Origin of the sequence: Brevibacillus gelatini, from assembly GCF_050920745.1 — a bacterium.
Lineage (GTDB): Bacteria > Bacillota > Bacilli > Brevibacillales > Brevibacillaceae > Brevibacillus > Brevibacillus gelatini.
On record NZ_CP154342.1, the window covers coordinates 2,136,632 to 2,152,992 of the forward strand.

The 16,361-nt window shown below is 53.8% G+C and carries 18 protein-coding genes; 13 read left to right on the forward strand and 5 right to left on the reverse strand.

Annotated elements, in window-relative coordinates:
* Positions 1-27: 27 nt before the first annotated feature.
* Positions 28-1,140, reverse strand: coding sequence for a tyrosine recombinase XerS (gene xerS, locus AAFJ72_RS10665; protein ID WP_122903917.1), 1,113 nt, complete (start codon positions 1,138-1,140; stop codon positions 28-30).
* 169 nt (positions 1,141-1,309) lie between these two features.
* Here xerS and AAFJ72_RS10670 point away from each other — a divergent pair, with 169 nt between their 5' ends.
* The 5 genes from AAFJ72_RS10670 (at position 1,310) to AAFJ72_RS10690 (ending at position 5,638) form a co-directional block, all read left to right on the forward strand.
* Entirely contained in the window at positions 1,310-1,687 is a 378-nt protein-coding gene (locus AAFJ72_RS10670; protein ID WP_432777042.1) for a (2Fe-2S) ferredoxin domain-containing protein, read from the forward strand.
* A gap of 303 nt (positions 1,688-1,990) precedes the next feature.
* Positions 1,991-3,184, forward strand: a complete 1,194-nt coding sequence (locus AAFJ72_RS10675) for a glycine C-acetyltransferase (protein WP_432777043.1) — start codon at positions 1,991-1,993, stop codon at positions 3,182-3,184.
* Positions 3,181-4,143: an L-threonine 3-dehydrogenase gene (locus AAFJ72_RS10680; RefSeq protein WP_432777044.1), complete on the forward strand. Its 963-nt coding sequence runs from the start codon at positions 3,181-3,183 to the stop codon at positions 4,141-4,143. Before AAFJ72_RS10675 ends, AAFJ72_RS10680 begins: the two co-directional genes overlap by 4 nt.
* Positions 4,144-4,318: 175 nt before the next feature.
* On the forward strand, positions 4,319-5,131 hold the full coding sequence (locus AAFJ72_RS10685) for a TrmB family transcriptional regulator (RefSeq protein WP_432777045.1): 813 nt from the start codon (positions 4,319-4,321) through the stop codon (positions 5,129-5,131).
* A 33-nt stretch (positions 5,132-5,164) separates the two neighbouring features.
* Positions 5,165-5,638: a GNAT family N-acetyltransferase gene (locus AAFJ72_RS10690; RefSeq protein ID WP_432777046.1), complete on the forward strand. Its 474-nt coding sequence runs from the start codon at positions 5,165-5,167 to the stop codon at positions 5,636-5,638.
* A 176-nt stretch (positions 5,639-5,814) separates the two neighbouring features.
* Here the strand turns inward: AAFJ72_RS10690 and AAFJ72_RS10695 are convergent, their stop codons facing one another.
* Complete coding sequence (locus tag AAFJ72_RS10695; RefSeq protein ID WP_432777047.1) at positions 5,815-7,422, reverse strand: S-layer homology domain-containing protein; 1,608 nt, start codon at positions 7,420-7,422, stop codon at positions 5,815-5,817.
* Positions 7,423-7,572: 150 nt separating this feature from the next.
* Between AAFJ72_RS10695 and AAFJ72_RS10700 the strand changes: the two genes are divergently transcribed.
* A complete protein-coding gene (locus AAFJ72_RS10700) occupies positions 7,573-8,550 on the forward strand; it encodes a YpdA family putative bacillithiol disulfide reductase (protein ID WP_432777048.1) in 978 nt (325 codons plus the stop codon).
* 13 nt (positions 8,551-8,563) lie between these two features.
* On the opposite strand, the gene AAFJ72_RS10705 is transcribed toward AAFJ72_RS10700, so the two are convergent.
* Complete coding sequence (locus tag AAFJ72_RS10705) at positions 8,564-8,902, reverse strand: histidine triad nucleotide-binding protein (protein ID WP_432777049.1); 339 nt, start codon at positions 8,900-8,902, stop codon at positions 8,564-8,566.
* A gap of 218 nt (positions 8,903-9,120) precedes the next feature.
* Here AAFJ72_RS10705 and AAFJ72_RS10710 point away from each other — a divergent pair, with 218 nt between their 5' ends.
* The 7 genes from AAFJ72_RS10710 to AAFJ72_RS10740 all read left to right on the forward strand — a co-directional run bounded on the left by AAFJ72_RS10710 (position 9,121) and on the right by AAFJ72_RS10740 (position 14,363).
* Positions 9,121-9,591 (forward strand): Rrf2 family transcriptional regulator, encoded by a 471-nt coding sequence (locus tag AAFJ72_RS10710; RefSeq protein ID WP_122903909.1) that lies wholly within the window; start codon positions 9,121-9,123, stop codon positions 9,589-9,591.
* 117 nt (positions 9,592-9,708) lie between these two features.
* A complete protein-coding gene (locus tag AAFJ72_RS10715; protein WP_122903908.1) occupies positions 9,709-10,098 on the forward strand; it encodes a response regulator in 390 nt (129 codons plus the stop codon).
* A 131-nt stretch (positions 10,099-10,229) separates the two neighbouring features.
* Entirely contained in the window at positions 10,230-11,591 is a 1,362-nt protein-coding gene (locus tag AAFJ72_RS10720) for an ethanolamine ammonia-lyase subunit EutB (protein ID WP_432777050.1), read from the forward strand.
* A gap of 21 nt (positions 11,592-11,612) precedes the next feature.
* The gene (gene eutC, locus AAFJ72_RS10725; RefSeq protein ID WP_122903906.1) at positions 11,613-12,446 is read left to right on the forward strand and encodes an ethanolamine ammonia-lyase subunit EutC; all 834 of its coding nucleotides are present in this window, start codon (positions 11,613-11,615) and stop codon (positions 12,444-12,446) included.
* A gap of 76 nt (positions 12,447-12,522) precedes the next feature.
* Positions 12,523-12,729 (forward strand): hypothetical protein, encoded by a 207-nt coding sequence (locus tag AAFJ72_RS10730; RefSeq protein ID WP_122903905.1) that lies wholly within the window; start codon positions 12,523-12,525, stop codon positions 12,727-12,729.
* A 126-nt stretch (positions 12,730-12,855) separates the two neighbouring features.
* Complete coding sequence (locus tag AAFJ72_RS10735) at positions 12,856-13,800, forward strand: helix-turn-helix transcriptional regulator (RefSeq protein WP_432777051.1); 945 nt, start codon at positions 12,856-12,858, stop codon at positions 13,798-13,800.
* A gap of 71 nt (positions 13,801-13,871) precedes the next feature.
* Positions 13,872-14,363: a GyrI-like domain-containing protein gene (locus AAFJ72_RS10740; protein ID WP_432777052.1), complete on the forward strand. Its 492-nt coding sequence runs from the start codon at positions 13,872-13,874 to the stop codon at positions 14,361-14,363.
* Between the two features lie 108 nt (positions 14,364-14,471).
* On the opposite strand, the gene AAFJ72_RS10745 is transcribed toward AAFJ72_RS10740, so the two are convergent.
* Both AAFJ72_RS10745 and AAFJ72_RS10750 read right to left on the reverse strand, forming a co-directional pair.
* Entirely contained in the window at positions 14,472-15,701 is a 1,230-nt protein-coding gene (locus AAFJ72_RS10745) for an MFS transporter (RefSeq protein WP_432777053.1), read from the reverse strand.
* Between the two features lie 205 nt (positions 15,702-15,906).
* Positions 15,907-16,293, reverse strand: coding sequence for an STAS domain-containing protein (locus tag AAFJ72_RS10750; protein ID WP_432777054.1), 387 nt, complete (start codon positions 16,291-16,293; stop codon positions 15,907-15,909).
* Positions 16,294-16,361 lie beyond the last annotated feature (68 nt).

A 16,361-nucleotide genomic window follows, 5' to 3' on the forward strand; every position in this document is an offset into this window, starting at 1 on the left:
TGGTCCTATCCGGTTTTTGAAGGGGCGTCAGGTCGTGCGGTTGACCGCTTTTTCCAGCGCGTCTTCCAGGACGTGGGCGTACTGCATTGTCGTTTCGATCTTGGAGTGGCCAAGCTGGGCCTGCAGCTGATGCGGGTCCGGGTTCAGCCGCAAAAACTGGGTGGCGAAGCTGTGACGCAGTTTATGTACGGACAAGTCGGGAATCCCGAACGCTTTCGCGTATTTTTTGACCAGCTTTTGCACGGAACGAATCTCAATGCGGTGGCCGTGTGGCTTCGTTGGCGATACGGCGAGGAAAACCGCTGTTTCTTGCGGGGCAGGGCAGTATTTGTCGCGCACGGCCAGGTAACGGCTCAGATGCTCTTTCCCCCAGTCGCTGAAAAACGGGGCGTCTTCCTTCTTTCCTTTGCGAACCATTTTTAACTGGTTTTTTTCCAGGACAATATCGGACAAGTCCAGACTGACGATCTCGGAGACGCGAAAGCCGCCGGAGAGAATCAGTGCGATCATGGCGGTATCGCGGTCGCGGTTTTGCAAGTGGTATTGCCGCTTTTTCTCGGTGTCACAGTGGGCCAGATAGCCGTTGTAGACAAAATCGACAAACTGGTAAATTTCTTCGTCGATCAAAATTTTCGCGCGGATGGCGTGAGCGCGGGCCAGCGGCGTCAGCTCAGTCGCATCCAGCTCGATTTTCGCCAGCACATTGCGCCGCAAATACGCGTCGCCGTTTTCATCCTCGGCCAGCGCAGCCAAATAATGAAACAACGACTTCAAGCTGGAAATTTTTCGGCTGATCGTCCGGTCGCTGTACTCTTTTTTCGCGCTGCGCGTCGGATTGGTGAGCAGAGCAGAGCGCTCGTATAAGTGCGACTCCTGCAAATATAGGATGTAGCTTTCCACCGTCTCCTTTTTCAGTTCGTTCAGGTCGGAGAGGGACACGTCCTTGATGTCTTTCGCCGCAGTCAAGCCTTCTGCCATCATCCAGCGAAAGAAAAAGGCGATGTCGCGCAAATAGCCAAGCAAGGTGGAAGGCGAGCTTTTTTTCGTTTTTTTATGGTCAATAAATTTTTCTACATACCAGGGATACGATCCGATTGTCTGGAGCAGTTGCAAGGCATCTCGCTGTTTCGTTACGGACATGTGATCTACCACCCGTCATTTTGTAATCGTAGTGTACGAACATATATTCTAGCAAAAAGGAATGGATCTGGGAATTGCCGCCTGCGCTATTTACAGTCATGCGAGCGAGCAGGTATAGTAGGAAGGTATATAAAGCGTAACGATTACGATTTTTTGGGAGGGATGGAGAGTGGCTACATGGGATTTGTCCAAGACACGCCACCATGTCCTGCTCTGCAATGGCGGAAGCTGTATGCGCAGCGGGGGAGAAGAGGTCACTGTGGCGATCCGGGAAGCGATTGCGAAGGCTGGGCTGGACGATTACGTACATACAACCCGTACGCGCTGTAACGGACGCTGTGAGGATGCCTGTGTCGTGATCGTCTATCCGGAAGGCATCTGGTATCAGAACGTAACGCCAGAGGCTGCGGAACTGTTGGTCGATCAGCATTTTCGCCTGGGCCAGCCGGTCGAGTCGTTGATGACACATCGGTTCCAAGGTAACGGCCTTGTCCGCACGGCGGGCTGCAAGCCAGGTATTCTCAAATCGGAAAAAGTCAAAAAGTAGACCAGAGCCGCGCTCCGTTTCTCACCAGAAGGGGCGTGGCTTGTTTTTGTCTAAGATCGCGGCAAAAGGAGAACTTATGAAAGAGCAACTGTAAGCATTTTTTATTGAAAGCGCCACCATTTATGTCTTTGTCGTATGGACATTTTAAGCAAGTGGTGGTAATCTATCAGTAACAAAGGTTGATTTCATGGGATTTATACAAGAAAAATACGTCCGCGTAGGGTGTACATTTGTTTTCGTGGAATTTACTTCCGCGATGGGACAGGTGTAAGGCCCGATGGCTGGATGCTGGAGGGATTCTCGTTGGCGAGCAAAACATTGGAGCACTTTTTACATGAAAATCTGGCTGATTTGAAGAGCAAAGGTTTGTACAACGTCATCGATCCTTTGCAAAGCGCAAACGGCCCTGTCATCACAATTGCGGGAAAAGAACTGATTAATCTGTCCTCGAACAACTACCTGGGACTGGCGACAGACCAGCGTCTGGTGGATGCAGCGATTGCTGCAGCTCAAAAATACGGGGTAGGGGCCGGAGCGGTTCGCACCATCAATGGTACGCTCGATCTGCACGTGAAGTTGGAAGAAAAACTTGCTGCCTTCAAACATACAGAAGCAGCGATCGCCTATCAGTCCGGCTTTAACTGCAACATGGCCGCCATCTCTGCTGTCATGGACAAGAACGATGCGATTTTGTCAGACGAGCTGAACCACGCTTCGATTATTGACGGCTGCCGTCTCTCCCGTGCGCAAATCATTCGCTTCAACCACTCGGATATTGACGATCTTCGCGCCAAAGCGAAGGAAGCAAAAGAGTCCGGTAAATATAAAAAGCTGATGGTCATCACCGATGGCGTCTTTTCGATGGACGGCGATATTGCCAAGCTGCCGGAAATCGTCGAGGTTGCCGAAGAATTTGACCTCATCACCTATGTCGACGATGCCCACGGCTCGGGTGTGCTTGGAAAAGGTGCGGGTACCGTCAAGCATTTTGGCTTGTCCGACAAAATCGACTTCCAGATCGGCACACTCTCCAAGGCAATCGGCGTAGTTGGCGGTTACGTAGCAGGACGCAAGGAGCTGATCGACTGGCTCAAGGTGCGCAGCAGACCGTTCCTGTTCTCGACGGCACTGACGCCAGCAGACGTGGCGGCTTGCATTACCGCCATCGACATTTTGCAAAACAGCACAGAGCTGCACGACAAGCTGTGGGAAAACGGCCACTACTTGAAAAAAGGCTTGAAGGAGCTTGGCTTCGATATTGGGGAGAGCGAAACACCGATCACGCCTTGCATCATCGGTGACGAGCAAAAGACGCAGGAATTCAGCAAACGCCTCTACGAAGAAGGTGTGTACGCCAAGGCAATTGTATTCCCGACCGTGCCAAAAGGAACCGGTCGCGTGCGCAACATGCCGACTGCCGCCCACACCAAGGAAATGCTGGATCGCGCCCTTGGCATCTATGAAAAAGTTGGAAAAGAAATGGGGATCCTGTCATGAAAAAGATATTGGTAACGGGAGCATTGGGACAAATCGGTTCCGAGCTCATCATGAAACTGCGCGAAGTATACGGAGCCGACCAGGTTGTCGCGACCGATATCCGCAAAAAAGAAGACGACCCAGTGGTACAGTCCGGGCCGTTTGAAATTTTGGATGTCACAGACGACAAGCGCATGTTTGAGCTGGCAAAAGCACACAATGTAGATACGATCATGCACCTTGCCGCACTGCTGTCCGCTACAGCCGAAGCGAAGCCGCTGCTCGCCTGGAACCTGAACATGGGCGGACTGGTCAATGCGCTGGAGGTGGCGCGCGAGCTGAACTGCCAGTTTTTCACGCCAAGCTCCATCGGCGCTTTCGGACCTTCCACGCCAAAAGACAACACGCCGCAGGACACGATTCAACGCCCTACAACCATGTACGGAGTAAACAAGGTGTCCGGTGAGCTGCTGTGTGATTACTACTACCACAAATTCGGCGTAGACACCCGTGGCGTCCGTTTTCCCGGCCTGATTTCCTACGTGGCTCCTCCAGGCGGTGGAACGACGGACTATGCGGTAGACATCTACTACAAGGCGATTCTGGATGGCGCTTATACTTCCTACATTGCCAAAGGCACGTACATGGACATGATGTACATGCCTGACGCCTTGAACGCGATCATCACCCTGATGGAAGCGGACGCTTCCAAGCTGATTCACCGCAACGCGTTCAACGTAACCGCAATGAGCATCGAGCCAGAGGATGTAGCGGCTGCGATTCGCAAGCACATTCCGGAGTTTACTCTCTCCTACGAGGTAGACCCGGTGCGTCAGGCGATTGCGGATAGCTGGCCAAACTCGATTGACGCCACCGCTGCCATGAACGAATGGGGCTTCAAAGCCGAGTACGATCTGGACAAAATGACCGAAGACATGCTGACCAAGTTGCGGGGAAAGCTGCTGCAGCAAGTCGGCTAAACGAATAGCATCCATAACGGGACAAAACCGTCGCTTTGCGAAAAAAGGCAAAGCGGCGGTTTTTTTATGGAAAGACCAAGGGCGCCGTATCGGGCATCCAGCAGCAAAACGATATTGCAATGCAGCGCGTGTTCTTTTATAGTTGTAATATCTATTACTACTAAAAGGAGTTGCCATGGAAGCGTTACTGGACAAGTTTGAGCAAATCGGTTTTTCCAAAAATGAAGCGAAGGTGTACGTGACGCTGCTGAAGGAGCCGCTGCTAAACGGGTACGAGATCAGCAAAAAAAGTGCAGTGCCGCGCTCGATGGTGTATGCCGTCATCGCCAAGCTGGTGAGCAAGCAGGCGATTGTCGAGCTGCGGACAGAGCCACCGACTTATCGTCCCGTGCCGATCAAGGAGCTGATGGCCAACCTGAAAAAGCAGCACGAAGAGACGATTGACTACCTGGAGCAAGAGCTTGCGGCCATGGAAAAGCCGGTCGAGGTTCATGTGATCGAGCATATGGAGGAGCGGGCAAACATCCTGGCGGCCGTGCAGAGCTTGCTGCGTTCGGCAAAAAAAGAGGTGTGGCTGTCGGCGTGGGATGAGGAGCTGGACGACTTGCGCGACGCTGCCGAGGCAGCGGCTGCCCAGGGAGTTACCATGTTTTCGCTCCTTTTTGCCGATCAGGAGACGAGTTCTTTTGGACACGCCTTCTATCATCGCCAAAACTCGTCCTCGATTGAGCGACAGCGGATGGGCCAAAGGCTGACGATCGTCATTTCAGACGACAAACAGGTGCTGATCGGCAGCTTTATGGACGGCCGCGTGCCACAGGCCATCCAGACCACCGACCCGATGCTGGTTTTGCTGGCAAAGGAATACATCCGCCACGACATGATGCTCAAGGTCGTGAGCGCCAAGCTGGGCGACGAAACACTGGATTCCATGTGGCAAGGCGACGATTTGCTGACGTACATCGTCCACAACAGCAAGAAAGAGTGACACGACAAGACAGAGAGGAAAGGATGAAGAAGCATGGTGGAGTATCGCTTTTTGACGGAAGAAAACAGGGAAGAACTGGAGGCAGTCAAGCAACTGTTTCGCGAATATACGGAATCGCTCGGCCTCGACCTTGGCTTTCAGGATTTTGAGGAAGAGTGCAAGGCACTGCCCGGCAAGTACGCAGCCCCCGATGGCGCTCTGCTCCTCGCTCTCGTGGACGGGGAGGCGGCTGGTTGCATTGCCGTGCGCAAAAGCGCCGAGCGGATTTGCGAAATGAAGCGGTTGTACGTCCGCGATCAGTACCGCGGCTTGAAGATCGGGAAAACGCTGGTTCAGATGATTATTGAAAAAGCGGAGCAGCTTTCCTACGACTACATGCGGCTCGATACGCTGGCAACGATGACGAGCGCCCAGGCATTGTACCGCGCTTTCGGCTTTTATGAAATCGAGCCGTACATCTTCAATCCGCTCGACGGCGCTATGTATATGGAACGAAAATTGCGCTAGGCAAAAGCCTACTTTCTTCCGGAGGGACAGGGGGGATTTGGCGTTTGCATTTGGTGTGCAGCGCGGTTTGGAAGTCATTTTCGCGAGTACAGCCAGACTAAAAAAAACGCCTCCGCAGCGTCTATGGACAGCGGAGGCGTTTCGTTCCATTTTGTATCCGTTCCGGCAGCAATCGTTCAGGACAGTTTGGAGCGCACCTGCTTGAGCTTGATCGCGTTGGCGATTGCGGTCCACATGTCGGTAGACTCGGAGCCGACGTACCAATACGCCAGTCCCGCGATCTGCCACTGCAAACTCGCCTGAACCTTGAGGCCCATGGAGCGGCTTTCTTCCAGCCAGATCGTATGGGTTACGCCTTGCTTCTGGTAGGTCGAGCGGTATTGTCCAATGCTCGCATCCCAGACGGTGCTTGCCCTGTACTGGGAGAGCAACTGGTAGGAGGCAGGAATCGCAAGGTCTGTCGATTGCAGGCTGCCTTTTGCCTGATACCAGTCGCGTGTATAGAGCGGCTGGCCGACAATCAATTTCTGTGCCGGTATTTTGTCCAAAAGGTCGGCAATCACTTTTTTCAGCCATGGCAGCGAGGCTACTGAACCTGCATTCGGGCCACCCACCCAATGTTCCTCATAGGCCATGACGACCAAATAGTCCGCAGATTTGGCCAGTTTGGCAAAGTCGTAAGGTTCACTCCAATCCGTTTTGGTATCGGGTGGAATATCGACGGAGACGACAGCGCCTTTTGCTTGCAGCGCCGCCGACAGCTCCTGGATGAACAGGGTGAAGTTGTTGCGATCTGTCGGGGAAAATGCTTCAAAGTCGACGTTGATCCCGTCCAACTGATACTTGTCCACGTAGTCGGACAGTTTCGCGACGATGGCCTTCCGTTTGTCCGCATTCGAGAGCGCGGCATGGGTGGCAGCGGAGTCGAAGCGGTTTCCGAACAGGGGCCAAACCTGCTTGCCGTTTGCATGCGCCCAGTGGATCAGGGCGGCGTCGGAAAAGTCGCTGACTGTGCCGTCTTTTTGCAGGAAGTACCAGCGCGGCGACAGCGTGTTGACACCGCTTTTCTTGACCTGCGCGATAAACTCGTCCGTCGTGGCCTGGTATTGCCAGCCGAGCGATACAAGCGGCTTGTCGGCAGCGCTTTTTGTTTTCAGCTCATCCAAAATGCGCTGCAAAATGACAGCCGTCTCTTCCCGCGACAGAGCTGCTTGCGGGCGGAAGCTGCCCTGGTAGCCGACGAGCCATTTTTTCTGGATCGCTTTAGCTACCGAAGCTTTTGCCCAGTTGGAGATGGAAGCGGCATCTGTCACAGCGACAGTCGTCTGTGCCGAAGCGTCTTGCTCCAGGGCGCGCACCAGAAACGCGGCGGCTTCCTCGCGGGAAATTGTGCGCTGCGGCCCAAAAGCCGTAGCACTGATCCCGTTGGCAATGCCCAGCGAAGCAGCCGCCTGGACCGACCCGTACGCCCACGATTGTTTCGGGACATCGGCGTAAGCCGCGATTTGGCCTGTCACTGGCTGGATGCCAAGCGTCCGCGTGAGCATCGCGACAAACTCGGCGCGCGTGACTGGTCGCGTCGGATGGAAGTAGCCGTTTTCATCCCCTGCGATCACGCCAGCCTCGTGCAAGGAGCGAATTTGCTCTTTGGCGTAGCTGTTGGCAATATCCTTCAGACTGTTCGTGGATGCCGTAGACGCCGGAACCCCGACGGCCAGCGTCAGGCAGTATGTCAGAAATGCCAGAGAAACCAACCAAATATGTATGTTTTGTTTTTTCATCATACATCCAGTATAAGGAGACAGAACCAATCTTTCATTGCTCATTTTTTGGTAATCGTGGGGGAGGAGCGATGGAAAATGATTTAGGGGGAATTCCGATATGGTATGATAAAATTGAAACGCAACAGAAACAAAAAGCGAGGCGGAAGAGAAATGGAAGACGTACTGATTATCGGCGGAGGTCCTTGTGGACTGGCGGCAGCGATTGCCTGCAAAAGAGCAGGGCTCCATCCGCTTATCATCGAAAAAGGATCACTCGTGCATTCGATCTATCGCTATCCGACGTACATGGTGTTCCACAGCACACCGGATTTGCTGGAGATTGGCGGCATTCCTTTTGCCACTGCCAACGAAAAGCCGACGCGACAGGAAGCGCTCAATTACTATCGGCTGGTAGCTTCCCGCGAAAAGCTGCGGGTTCATGTATACGAGACAGTCACCGAAGCGAAAAAGACAGAGGAAGGCTTTCAGGTTGCGACGACAGACCGCTTTTCCCAGACACATCTGTATCAGACGCGGAAGCTGGTCATTGCCACCGGCTACTTTGACAATCCGAACCGCTTGAACGTGCCGGGCGAGGATTTGCCGAAAGTTTCATCCTTTTACAAGGAAGCACACCCGTATGCCGGCTTGAAGGTCGCCATCGTGGGCGGCAACAACTCTGCTGTCGATGCGGCAATGGAGCTGGAACGCGCAGGAGCGCAGGTGACAGTTATTTGCCGCAGAACCGAGCTGTCCGATAAGGTGAAGGCGTGGACCCGGCCTGTCTTCGAGAGCCTGGTCAAAAAAGGGCGCATCCAGATGTTCTTCGGAGCCACTGTCGCTTCGATTGAAGAGCGCGTCATCCACGTCAACACAGCGGAGGGGCAGATCACGTTGGAAAACGACCACGTCTTCGCCCTGATCGGCTATCGCCCTGACCGGACGTTCCTGCATTCGCTCGGGGTGCACACGGACGAGGAATCGGGGGTTCCGGTGCATGATCCGGAAACGATGGAGACGAACATTCCCGGCCTCTACATTGCGGGAGTGATTGCGGCGGGCCACCACGCCAATGCCATCTTCATCGAAAACGGCAGATTTCACGGCGAAAGGATTGCCCGCCACATCGTCTCGCTAGAAAACGTTTAGGTTATTTCCGGCGCTAGAACTTCCACTCCAACTGTCTGCCGCCAATCAGGTGATAGTGCAGGTGGAAAACGGTTTGCTGCCCGTGCTGACCGATGTTGGTCACGACGCGGAAGCCCTCGTCTTTCACTTCCATGATTTCGGCTACCTTTTGCAAGGCCAGGTGCAGGTGGCCGATCAGTTCCTTGTCCTCAGGCTCGATTGCCATGACCGACTGGATATGCTTTTTCGGGATCATCAGGACATGTACGGGGGCGACAGGGTTAATGTCGTGAAAAGCCAGCACATGCTCGTCCTCGTATACTTTTTTGGAAGGAATATCCCCGTTTACGATTTTGCAAAAAATGCAGTCCATTTGTTTTGTCATCCTTTCTCAAACATTCTAAGGTATATAGCCTACTTCGGCATGGAAGCGGGCTTTACCTTTTTGGGAGACGGAAGTTTTTGCATGGGGGCTTGCGGGAATAGCCAAACAGCAGCCGAACGCCGGACATGCAGCGATAGATGAGGGGACGTAGCTTGACTTCGCAAAGTAGTTGTAACTATAATCATCACAACGAAAGGGTGAACGCCATGAAAATCAGCAGCCGTTTTTCGATTGCGGTGCATATTTTATCCCTGCTTTCGATTGATGCCAATGCCCACCATACATCGGAATGGATTGCCGGCAGCGTAAACACGAATCCGGTCATTATCCGCCGGGTGCTTGGCCAACTGAAAAAAGCGGGACTGGTGCACGTCCGGGCCGGAGCGGGCGGCGCAACGCTTGCCAAAGAGCTGGAGCAAATCACACTGCTCGACGTATACCGCGCTGTCGAGGTCGTGGAGGAAGGCCAGCTCTTTCATATTCACGAGCAGCCGAATCCTGACTGTCCGGTCGGAGCGAATATTCAGTCCGTTCTGGAGCTGGTTTTGCATCGTGCGCAGCATGCGATGGAAGCGATTTTGCAGAGCATCACGATGCACGAGCTGGTCACGGACTTGCGGGAAAAAATAACGGAGCAAGCAGCGGACAGGATTCAGGCTGGAAAAGCCGCAAAATAATGGATATAATAAAAGTATTCAAACAGCTGCAAGAAAGCCGACAACGGCGTCGGTTGCAGGCTTGACATTTTTGGTGAGCAGTTGGCACTTCCATTCTCTTTCATGGGAGGTGGAGCTTTGCGTCATCGTTTTCGAATCATCATTATAGATGACGACCCCATCACGCGAATGGACCTGGTCGAGATGTTGCAGGAAGAAGGCTACAACGTTGTGGCTGACGGGAAAAACGGCGAAGAAGCCGTTTCTCTGACGCAACTTTGGGACCCGCACCTCATCATCATGGATGTGAAAATGCCCGTCATGGATGGATTGACGGCTACCGGGATTATCAGAGGGCAATCGGATGCCTCGATTTTGTTTTTAACGGCGTACAGCCAAAAAGACATGATCGAAAAAGCGAAGACAAAAGGCGTCTGCGGCTATCTGGTCAAGCCCGTCATGGAGGAAGAGCTGCTGCCCGCAGTGGAAACGATTTTATTGGAAAAACAGAATACGGTAAAAAAGTGAATCGCAACAAAAGCAATGGCGCTTGAATGAGACGAGGTGTCGTCTCCTTTTTCAAGCGCCTTTTTGATGTCGCGCTCATTGTGCCAGGCGGTGAGGAAAGAAGTCCTACCAAAGAAAGCGAGTGAAGCGAGATGAAATTGGCATGTGTCATCCGGAAACAGCATTACCAGTTTACATCCGTTCGCGATGTACTGGCGAAAGCGAGCGAAGAGAAGTCCGGCGACCGCATGAGTAAAATCGGAGCCAATTCCGCACTGGAGCGGATGGCGGCCAAAGTCGTCCTGAGCGAGATGCAGCTAAAGGACATTTATGAAAATCCGGTGATTCCGTACGAAAAAGACGAAGTCACCCGCGTCATTTATGACGATTTGAACTTGTCCATCTACAACGAAATCAAAAACTGGACAGTCGGGGAGCTGCGCGAGTACATTTTGTCCTTTTCGACAGGCATGCCGGAGCTAACCCGGATCAGCCGCGGCTTGACGAGTGAAATGATTGCCGCAACAGCCAAGCTGATGTCGAGCATCGACCTGGTGATGGCCTCGCAAAAAATGAGACACCAGGCGTACTGCAACACGCTTATCGGCGAACCGGGCAGACTGGCGTTTCGCTGCCAGCCGAACCACCCGACTGACGATCCGGAGGGCATTCTCGCCTCGATCAAGGAAGGGCTGTCCTACGGCTCTGGCGATGCTGTCATCGGGATCAATCCGAACAACGACTCAGTTGAAAGCGTTACCAAACTGCTGAAAATGACCTACGAGTTCATGAAGGAATGGGAAATCCCGACGCAAAACTGTGTACTCGCCCACATCACTACCCAGATGCAGGCGCTGCGCAACGGGGCGCCGATCTCCTTGATGTTCCAGAGCCTGGCTGGGTCGCAGCGGGCGAATGACGCGTTTGGCGTCTCCAAGGATTTGCTGGATGAAGCACTGGAGCTGATGCTGCGAAAAGGCACGGCTGCAGGACCGAACGTGATGTATTTTGAAACCGGGCAAGGCTCGGAGGTGTCGCTGGAAGCGCACGAGGGCGTGGACATGCAGACGCTGGAGGCGCGCACATACGGCTTTTGCCGCCACTGGAAGCCGTTTATGGTCAATAATGTTTCCGGGTTTATCGGGCCGGAGACGCTGTATGACGGCAGACAAATGATCCGTGCCGATCTGGAAGATTTGTTCATGGGCAAGCTGCACGGCCTGCCGATGGGAATTGCCCCGACCTACACCAATCACATGCACGCTGACCAGAACGACCAGGAAATTGCCGGGATGCTGACCGTGCTCGCCGGAGCGAATTTTTACATGGGCGTGCCCGGCGGCGACGACGTCATGCTCAGCTATCAGGATACGAGTTACCACGATGATGCCAGCTACCGCGAGCTTCTGGGCCTGCGTCCTCTGCGCGAATTTGAGAAATGGCTGGAAAAGATGGGACTGATGGAAAACGGACGGCTGACAGAGCGGGCGGGCGATTTATCGGTGTTCGATTAACGAGGGGGGAGGGCACACATGATGAAGCAGATCAACATGGATGACCTGATCCAGCGGGTCATGGCTGAGCTTGCCAAAAAGACGGGGGAAGTGATTCACTTTCCCGAGCAAAAGGTGTGCGGCGTAGACAATCCGCACAACCCGGAAGCGTTGGAGCGGGCAATGGCCAGAACGCCGGCGCGCATCGGGATTGGCCGTGCCGGCACGAGAATGAAGACGGTGAGCTATTTGCAGTTTCGCATCGACCAGGCGGCGGCACAGGATGCTGTCATGAAAACGATCAGCCCGGAGTGGCTTCAGCAGCTGCAGCTTCCGGAGTTGCATTCGCGGGCGACGAGCATGCAGGAATATTTGATGGACCTCGAATCGGGGCGGCTTTTGTCCGATGAGTCCGTGAGATGGCTGGAACAGTACGGCGACAAAGACAAGGACGTGCAGATCGTTATCTCCGACGGACTGAGCACGTCTGCCTGTGAAGCGACGATTCCCGATTTGCTGCCCGCCCTGCTGCAAGGACTTGCGATGCGCAACATTAGCGTGGGCAAGCCGGTGTTCATCCACAAAGGACGGGTATGGATTCAGGATCAGGTTGCCAAAATCGTGAACTGCAAAGTTGTCCTCTCCCTGATCGGGGAAAGACCGGGTCTTGCGACGGCAGAAAGTCTCAGTGCGTACATGATCTACAAACCGGACGCGAATACCGTAGAATCAGATCGAACGGTTGTTTCGAATATTCATCGCGGCGGGACGCAGCCGATTGAAGCGGGAGCCTATCTCGCAGAACTTCTTGCGGACATTTTGAAGTACCAGGCAAGTGGGGTCAAATACATGCAGCTGCGCGCCCAAAACAGCTAGATTTTTGCTGACACAACCTTCTGTCTTGCACTAGAATACATAGAAGAGAATCATTTTCTATGAGGAGATGCTACGCATGACGGAGCCTAACCAAAACGAACTAGACACACAAGCGGAAAAGCCCAAAATCAGCCTGCAGGAAGCGATCAGACGCAAATTGGCGGAAAAAAAGCAGGCTCAGGCCAAAGCGAACAACCCGGTGAACCAGAAGGCGAAAAATCAGACGATGAAAAGCCAGTTGACCAAAAAGCCGAACAACCAGCGCAGACGTATGGGCGTCTAGTCTAATGGACAAGTAAAAGAAACGGGCAAAGGAGAATTTGCAGCATAGCGATTTCGCTGCGGATTCTCCTTTTTACACGTAAAAAAGCTCCGGTAGCGGAGTAGCGAAAAGGTGGTGGAACGAGAGTTGAAAGTAGAACGACTGCTGGCGATTGTCATGATGCTGTTGAACAAACGCCGGATGAGCGCCCGCGAGCTGGCCGACCACTTTGAGGTATCGCTGCGCACCGTCTACCGCGACCTGGAGACGATCAACGCGGCGGGGATTCCGATTGTCGCCTATCCTGGCACAAGCGGCGGCTACGAGATCATGGAAAACTTTACGATTGACCGACAATACCTTTCCGCCAATGAACTGGTCGCGGTTATTGCCGCGCTGAAAGGCGTGCATTCCTCCACAGACGACAAGCAGATCGGGCAGTTGTTGGAAAAAATCAAGGCATTGCTCGCGACGGCTCCACCGGGGCTTGCAGGAGACGCTCATCCGGTCGTCTATGACTTCAATCCGTGGGGCAGCTCTCCAGCGATCGAACAAAAGGTAGCGAGGCTGCGCGAGGCGATCAAAAGCAGGCAGCGAACGAGAATCGTCTACACGAAAATACAGGGAGAAGCGAGCAATCGGATCATCGAGCCAGTGCGGTTGATTATCAAAGGCTATGTCTGGTACGTGTACGCCTTTTGCCGAAGCAAGGAAGCGTTTCGGCTGTTCCGCCTGTCGCGGATTGCGGAGCTGGAACTGCTGCCGGAGCATTTCGCCGCCCATGACTGCGAGGTGGAAACGCTGCAATGGCAGGACGAGTGGGATCAGGGGGAAAAAGTCGCGCTCGTGCTGCAATTTTCCCCGCGTGTCCACGTTCGGGTGCGAGACATGTTTGATCCGCAAACGATTGAAACCGCGCCAAACGGCGAGATGACTGTCCGCACGACAATGGTCGACGATGAGTGGCTGACGAGCATGCTGCTCAGCTACGGCGACAACGTACAGGTGTTGGCACCGGATTTTATCCGCAAGCGGATCGCGGATACGGCGAAAAACATGTTGGCAAAATACGAGACAGACGAGAAACGTTGACAGACAGGTGTCAAGGTAGGAAAGCTATACTAGGCATGTAATCCACTCTTTGAACAGGAGCGTGCATACAGATGAATCCGACGATTGTCAGATTGGGTGAAATGCGTGTAGCTGGCCTGCAAATTCGTACCACGAACGAGGCGGAACGCGGAGCAAACGGAAAAATCGGCCCTTTGTGGCACCGTTACTACGAGCAAGGGTATCTGGAGCGAACACCAGGGAAAAAACAGCCGGGAGTCGTCTATGGCGTATACTCGGATTATGAAAGTGATGAACAGGGAGAGTTCTCCTTGCTCGTAGGCGTTGAGGTGGAAGCAGGTGCCCAACTGCCTGCCGAGTTGACCGTAAAGACGATCCCGGCCGCAACCTATGCGGTCTTTACAACCAGAGTCGGCCCGATCGTCGAGGTCATTCAGGAGGCGTGGGCGCACATTTGGGCGTGGTCCAGGGAGTCTGGCGTCAAACGGACGTTCGTCGCGGATTTTGAACGGTACGACAGCGTCAGCTGCGCCGACCCGAATCAGGCCCAAGTCAAGATTTACATTGGGATTGAGCAGACATAAGGTGGTTTGGCGTTATCGCCCAAGCGTAAAACTCCCTTTTGCCATCGTCAGGCAAGTGTTTGTCTGACGAAGCGAAAGGGAGTTTTTTGGTGGAGTAGTGCGATTCCGTTATTTCGCGGCCAGTTGCGGATCGGAGGACTGTTTTTGGGAGTGCTTCCCGGCCAGCCCCTGTTTTTTGGCGCGAATCAGGATGGCGGTAGCGAGCAGGGCGATTCCGTTGATAATGAACACGTAGCGGATCGGGATGACGCCACCGAGCACGCCACCGAGTACAGGGCCAAGCATCGTCGCGAGCTGGTTGGCGGACTGGTTCAGACTGAAGGCTCTGCCGCGAAACTCGGGTTCGGTTACTTTGACGATCAGCGCGTTGATCGAAGGGTAGACCGCAGCGAAAAACAGACCGTACGCGAAGCGCAAAACCCCGAATCCGTACAGGTTGGTGAAAAAAACTTGCAGCAGGTTGCCGACAGCACCGCCCAGCAAGCCGATGAACAAAATTTTCGTGTAGCCGATCTTGCCGCCAAGTTTTCCCCATTGCGGGGCGGCGATTACGGTGGCTATCCCGACGGCAGCGAAAATAATCCCGGCGCTGAGCGAGGCTTCCTGCTGCGAGGCCCCGAGCTGCAGCACGTAGACGGTCAACAGCGGCTCCAGCAGCATGACGGAGATCGTGACCATCAGGCTGAGGCCGAGAATCGTCATGAGCGAGCGGTTGGCGATGGCAGCCCGCAAGTCTTCCCGCACGTTGGAGCGGCTGCCGGAACGGTTCATGTTCGTCTCCTTGACGAGGAAGGTCGCGATCAGCGCGGATACGAGCACGACACAGCCGGAGAAAAGAAAAGCCTCAGCGTTTCCCCAGAGGTGACTGACTACTCCGCCGACGAGCGGCCCGACAATCCCGCCCGTAGCTCCAGCGGTTGCCATCACCCCGAGAGCGTACCCGACGTTTTTTTCCGGTGTATTCGTCGCGACCAGTGCGATCGCGGCTGGTACGTAGCCAGCGAGCAGCCCTTGAAACACGCGCAGCACCAGGAAAAGGTAAGGGTCTGTAATAAAGTAAGTAAGGAAGTACAACAAAGCCAGGCTAAAACCGGAGCGGATCAACATCGGTTTCCGCCCGTATTTGTCCGCGAGCGAGCCCCAGTACGGCGAGATCAGGGCGCTTGCCAAAAAAGTGATGCCAAACGAGATTCCCGACCAGGCTTCCAAATGATTGTGAACACCCAAAGACGTGTGGAGGAAGATGGGCAAGAACGGTATGGAGATCGAGTAGGCTGTGCTGCAGAAAAAGACGCCGACCCATAACACAAACAAATTACGCTTCCATGGAAAATCCATCTTTCTGTCACAACCTTTGCCGTTACCAAGCAGGAATTTTGATATTGATTATTCTAGCACTGGTTTTTGGCGCTGACTAATAAAGAAATGTGATCGTTCTATTGCAAAAATAGCATAAGGAAAAACTTGACGGGTACACATAATGAGACTGACGCATGCAAAAACCCCCCTCTTGTCCGAGCGAAGAGGGGGCTGGCTTAATCGGTCAATGTCCGGCAAAAACCGAGAGGCCAAGCCGATCCACAAGCTGTTTGCTTTCTTCATTCAAGCCTGTGATGAGTACGAATTTATTGGCATCGCGGTATTTGGCGACGACTTTGGAGATGGCGGTCACAGCGGACAGATCCCAGACATGCGAGCGGGAAAAATCAATGACAACCTGGCCGGGATCGTTGGCAACATCGAATTGCTCGACAAAATGTGTCATCGTGCCAAAAAAAAGTTGCCCAGAAATGACGTACACCTTTTCACCTGTTTCACTCATATAGCAGGTGGAGTGCAGGCGGGCCATTCGCCATCCGAAAATGAGGGCGCTGAGCACGACTTTGGCCAGATCGTGTGTAGCGATGTACGGCGGGGCGGCAGCAAACACACAAAAAGTCCGATCGGCTGGCGAGGCGGATCGGACTTTTTGGCGTGGTTTATTTGGCAGATGGCGGC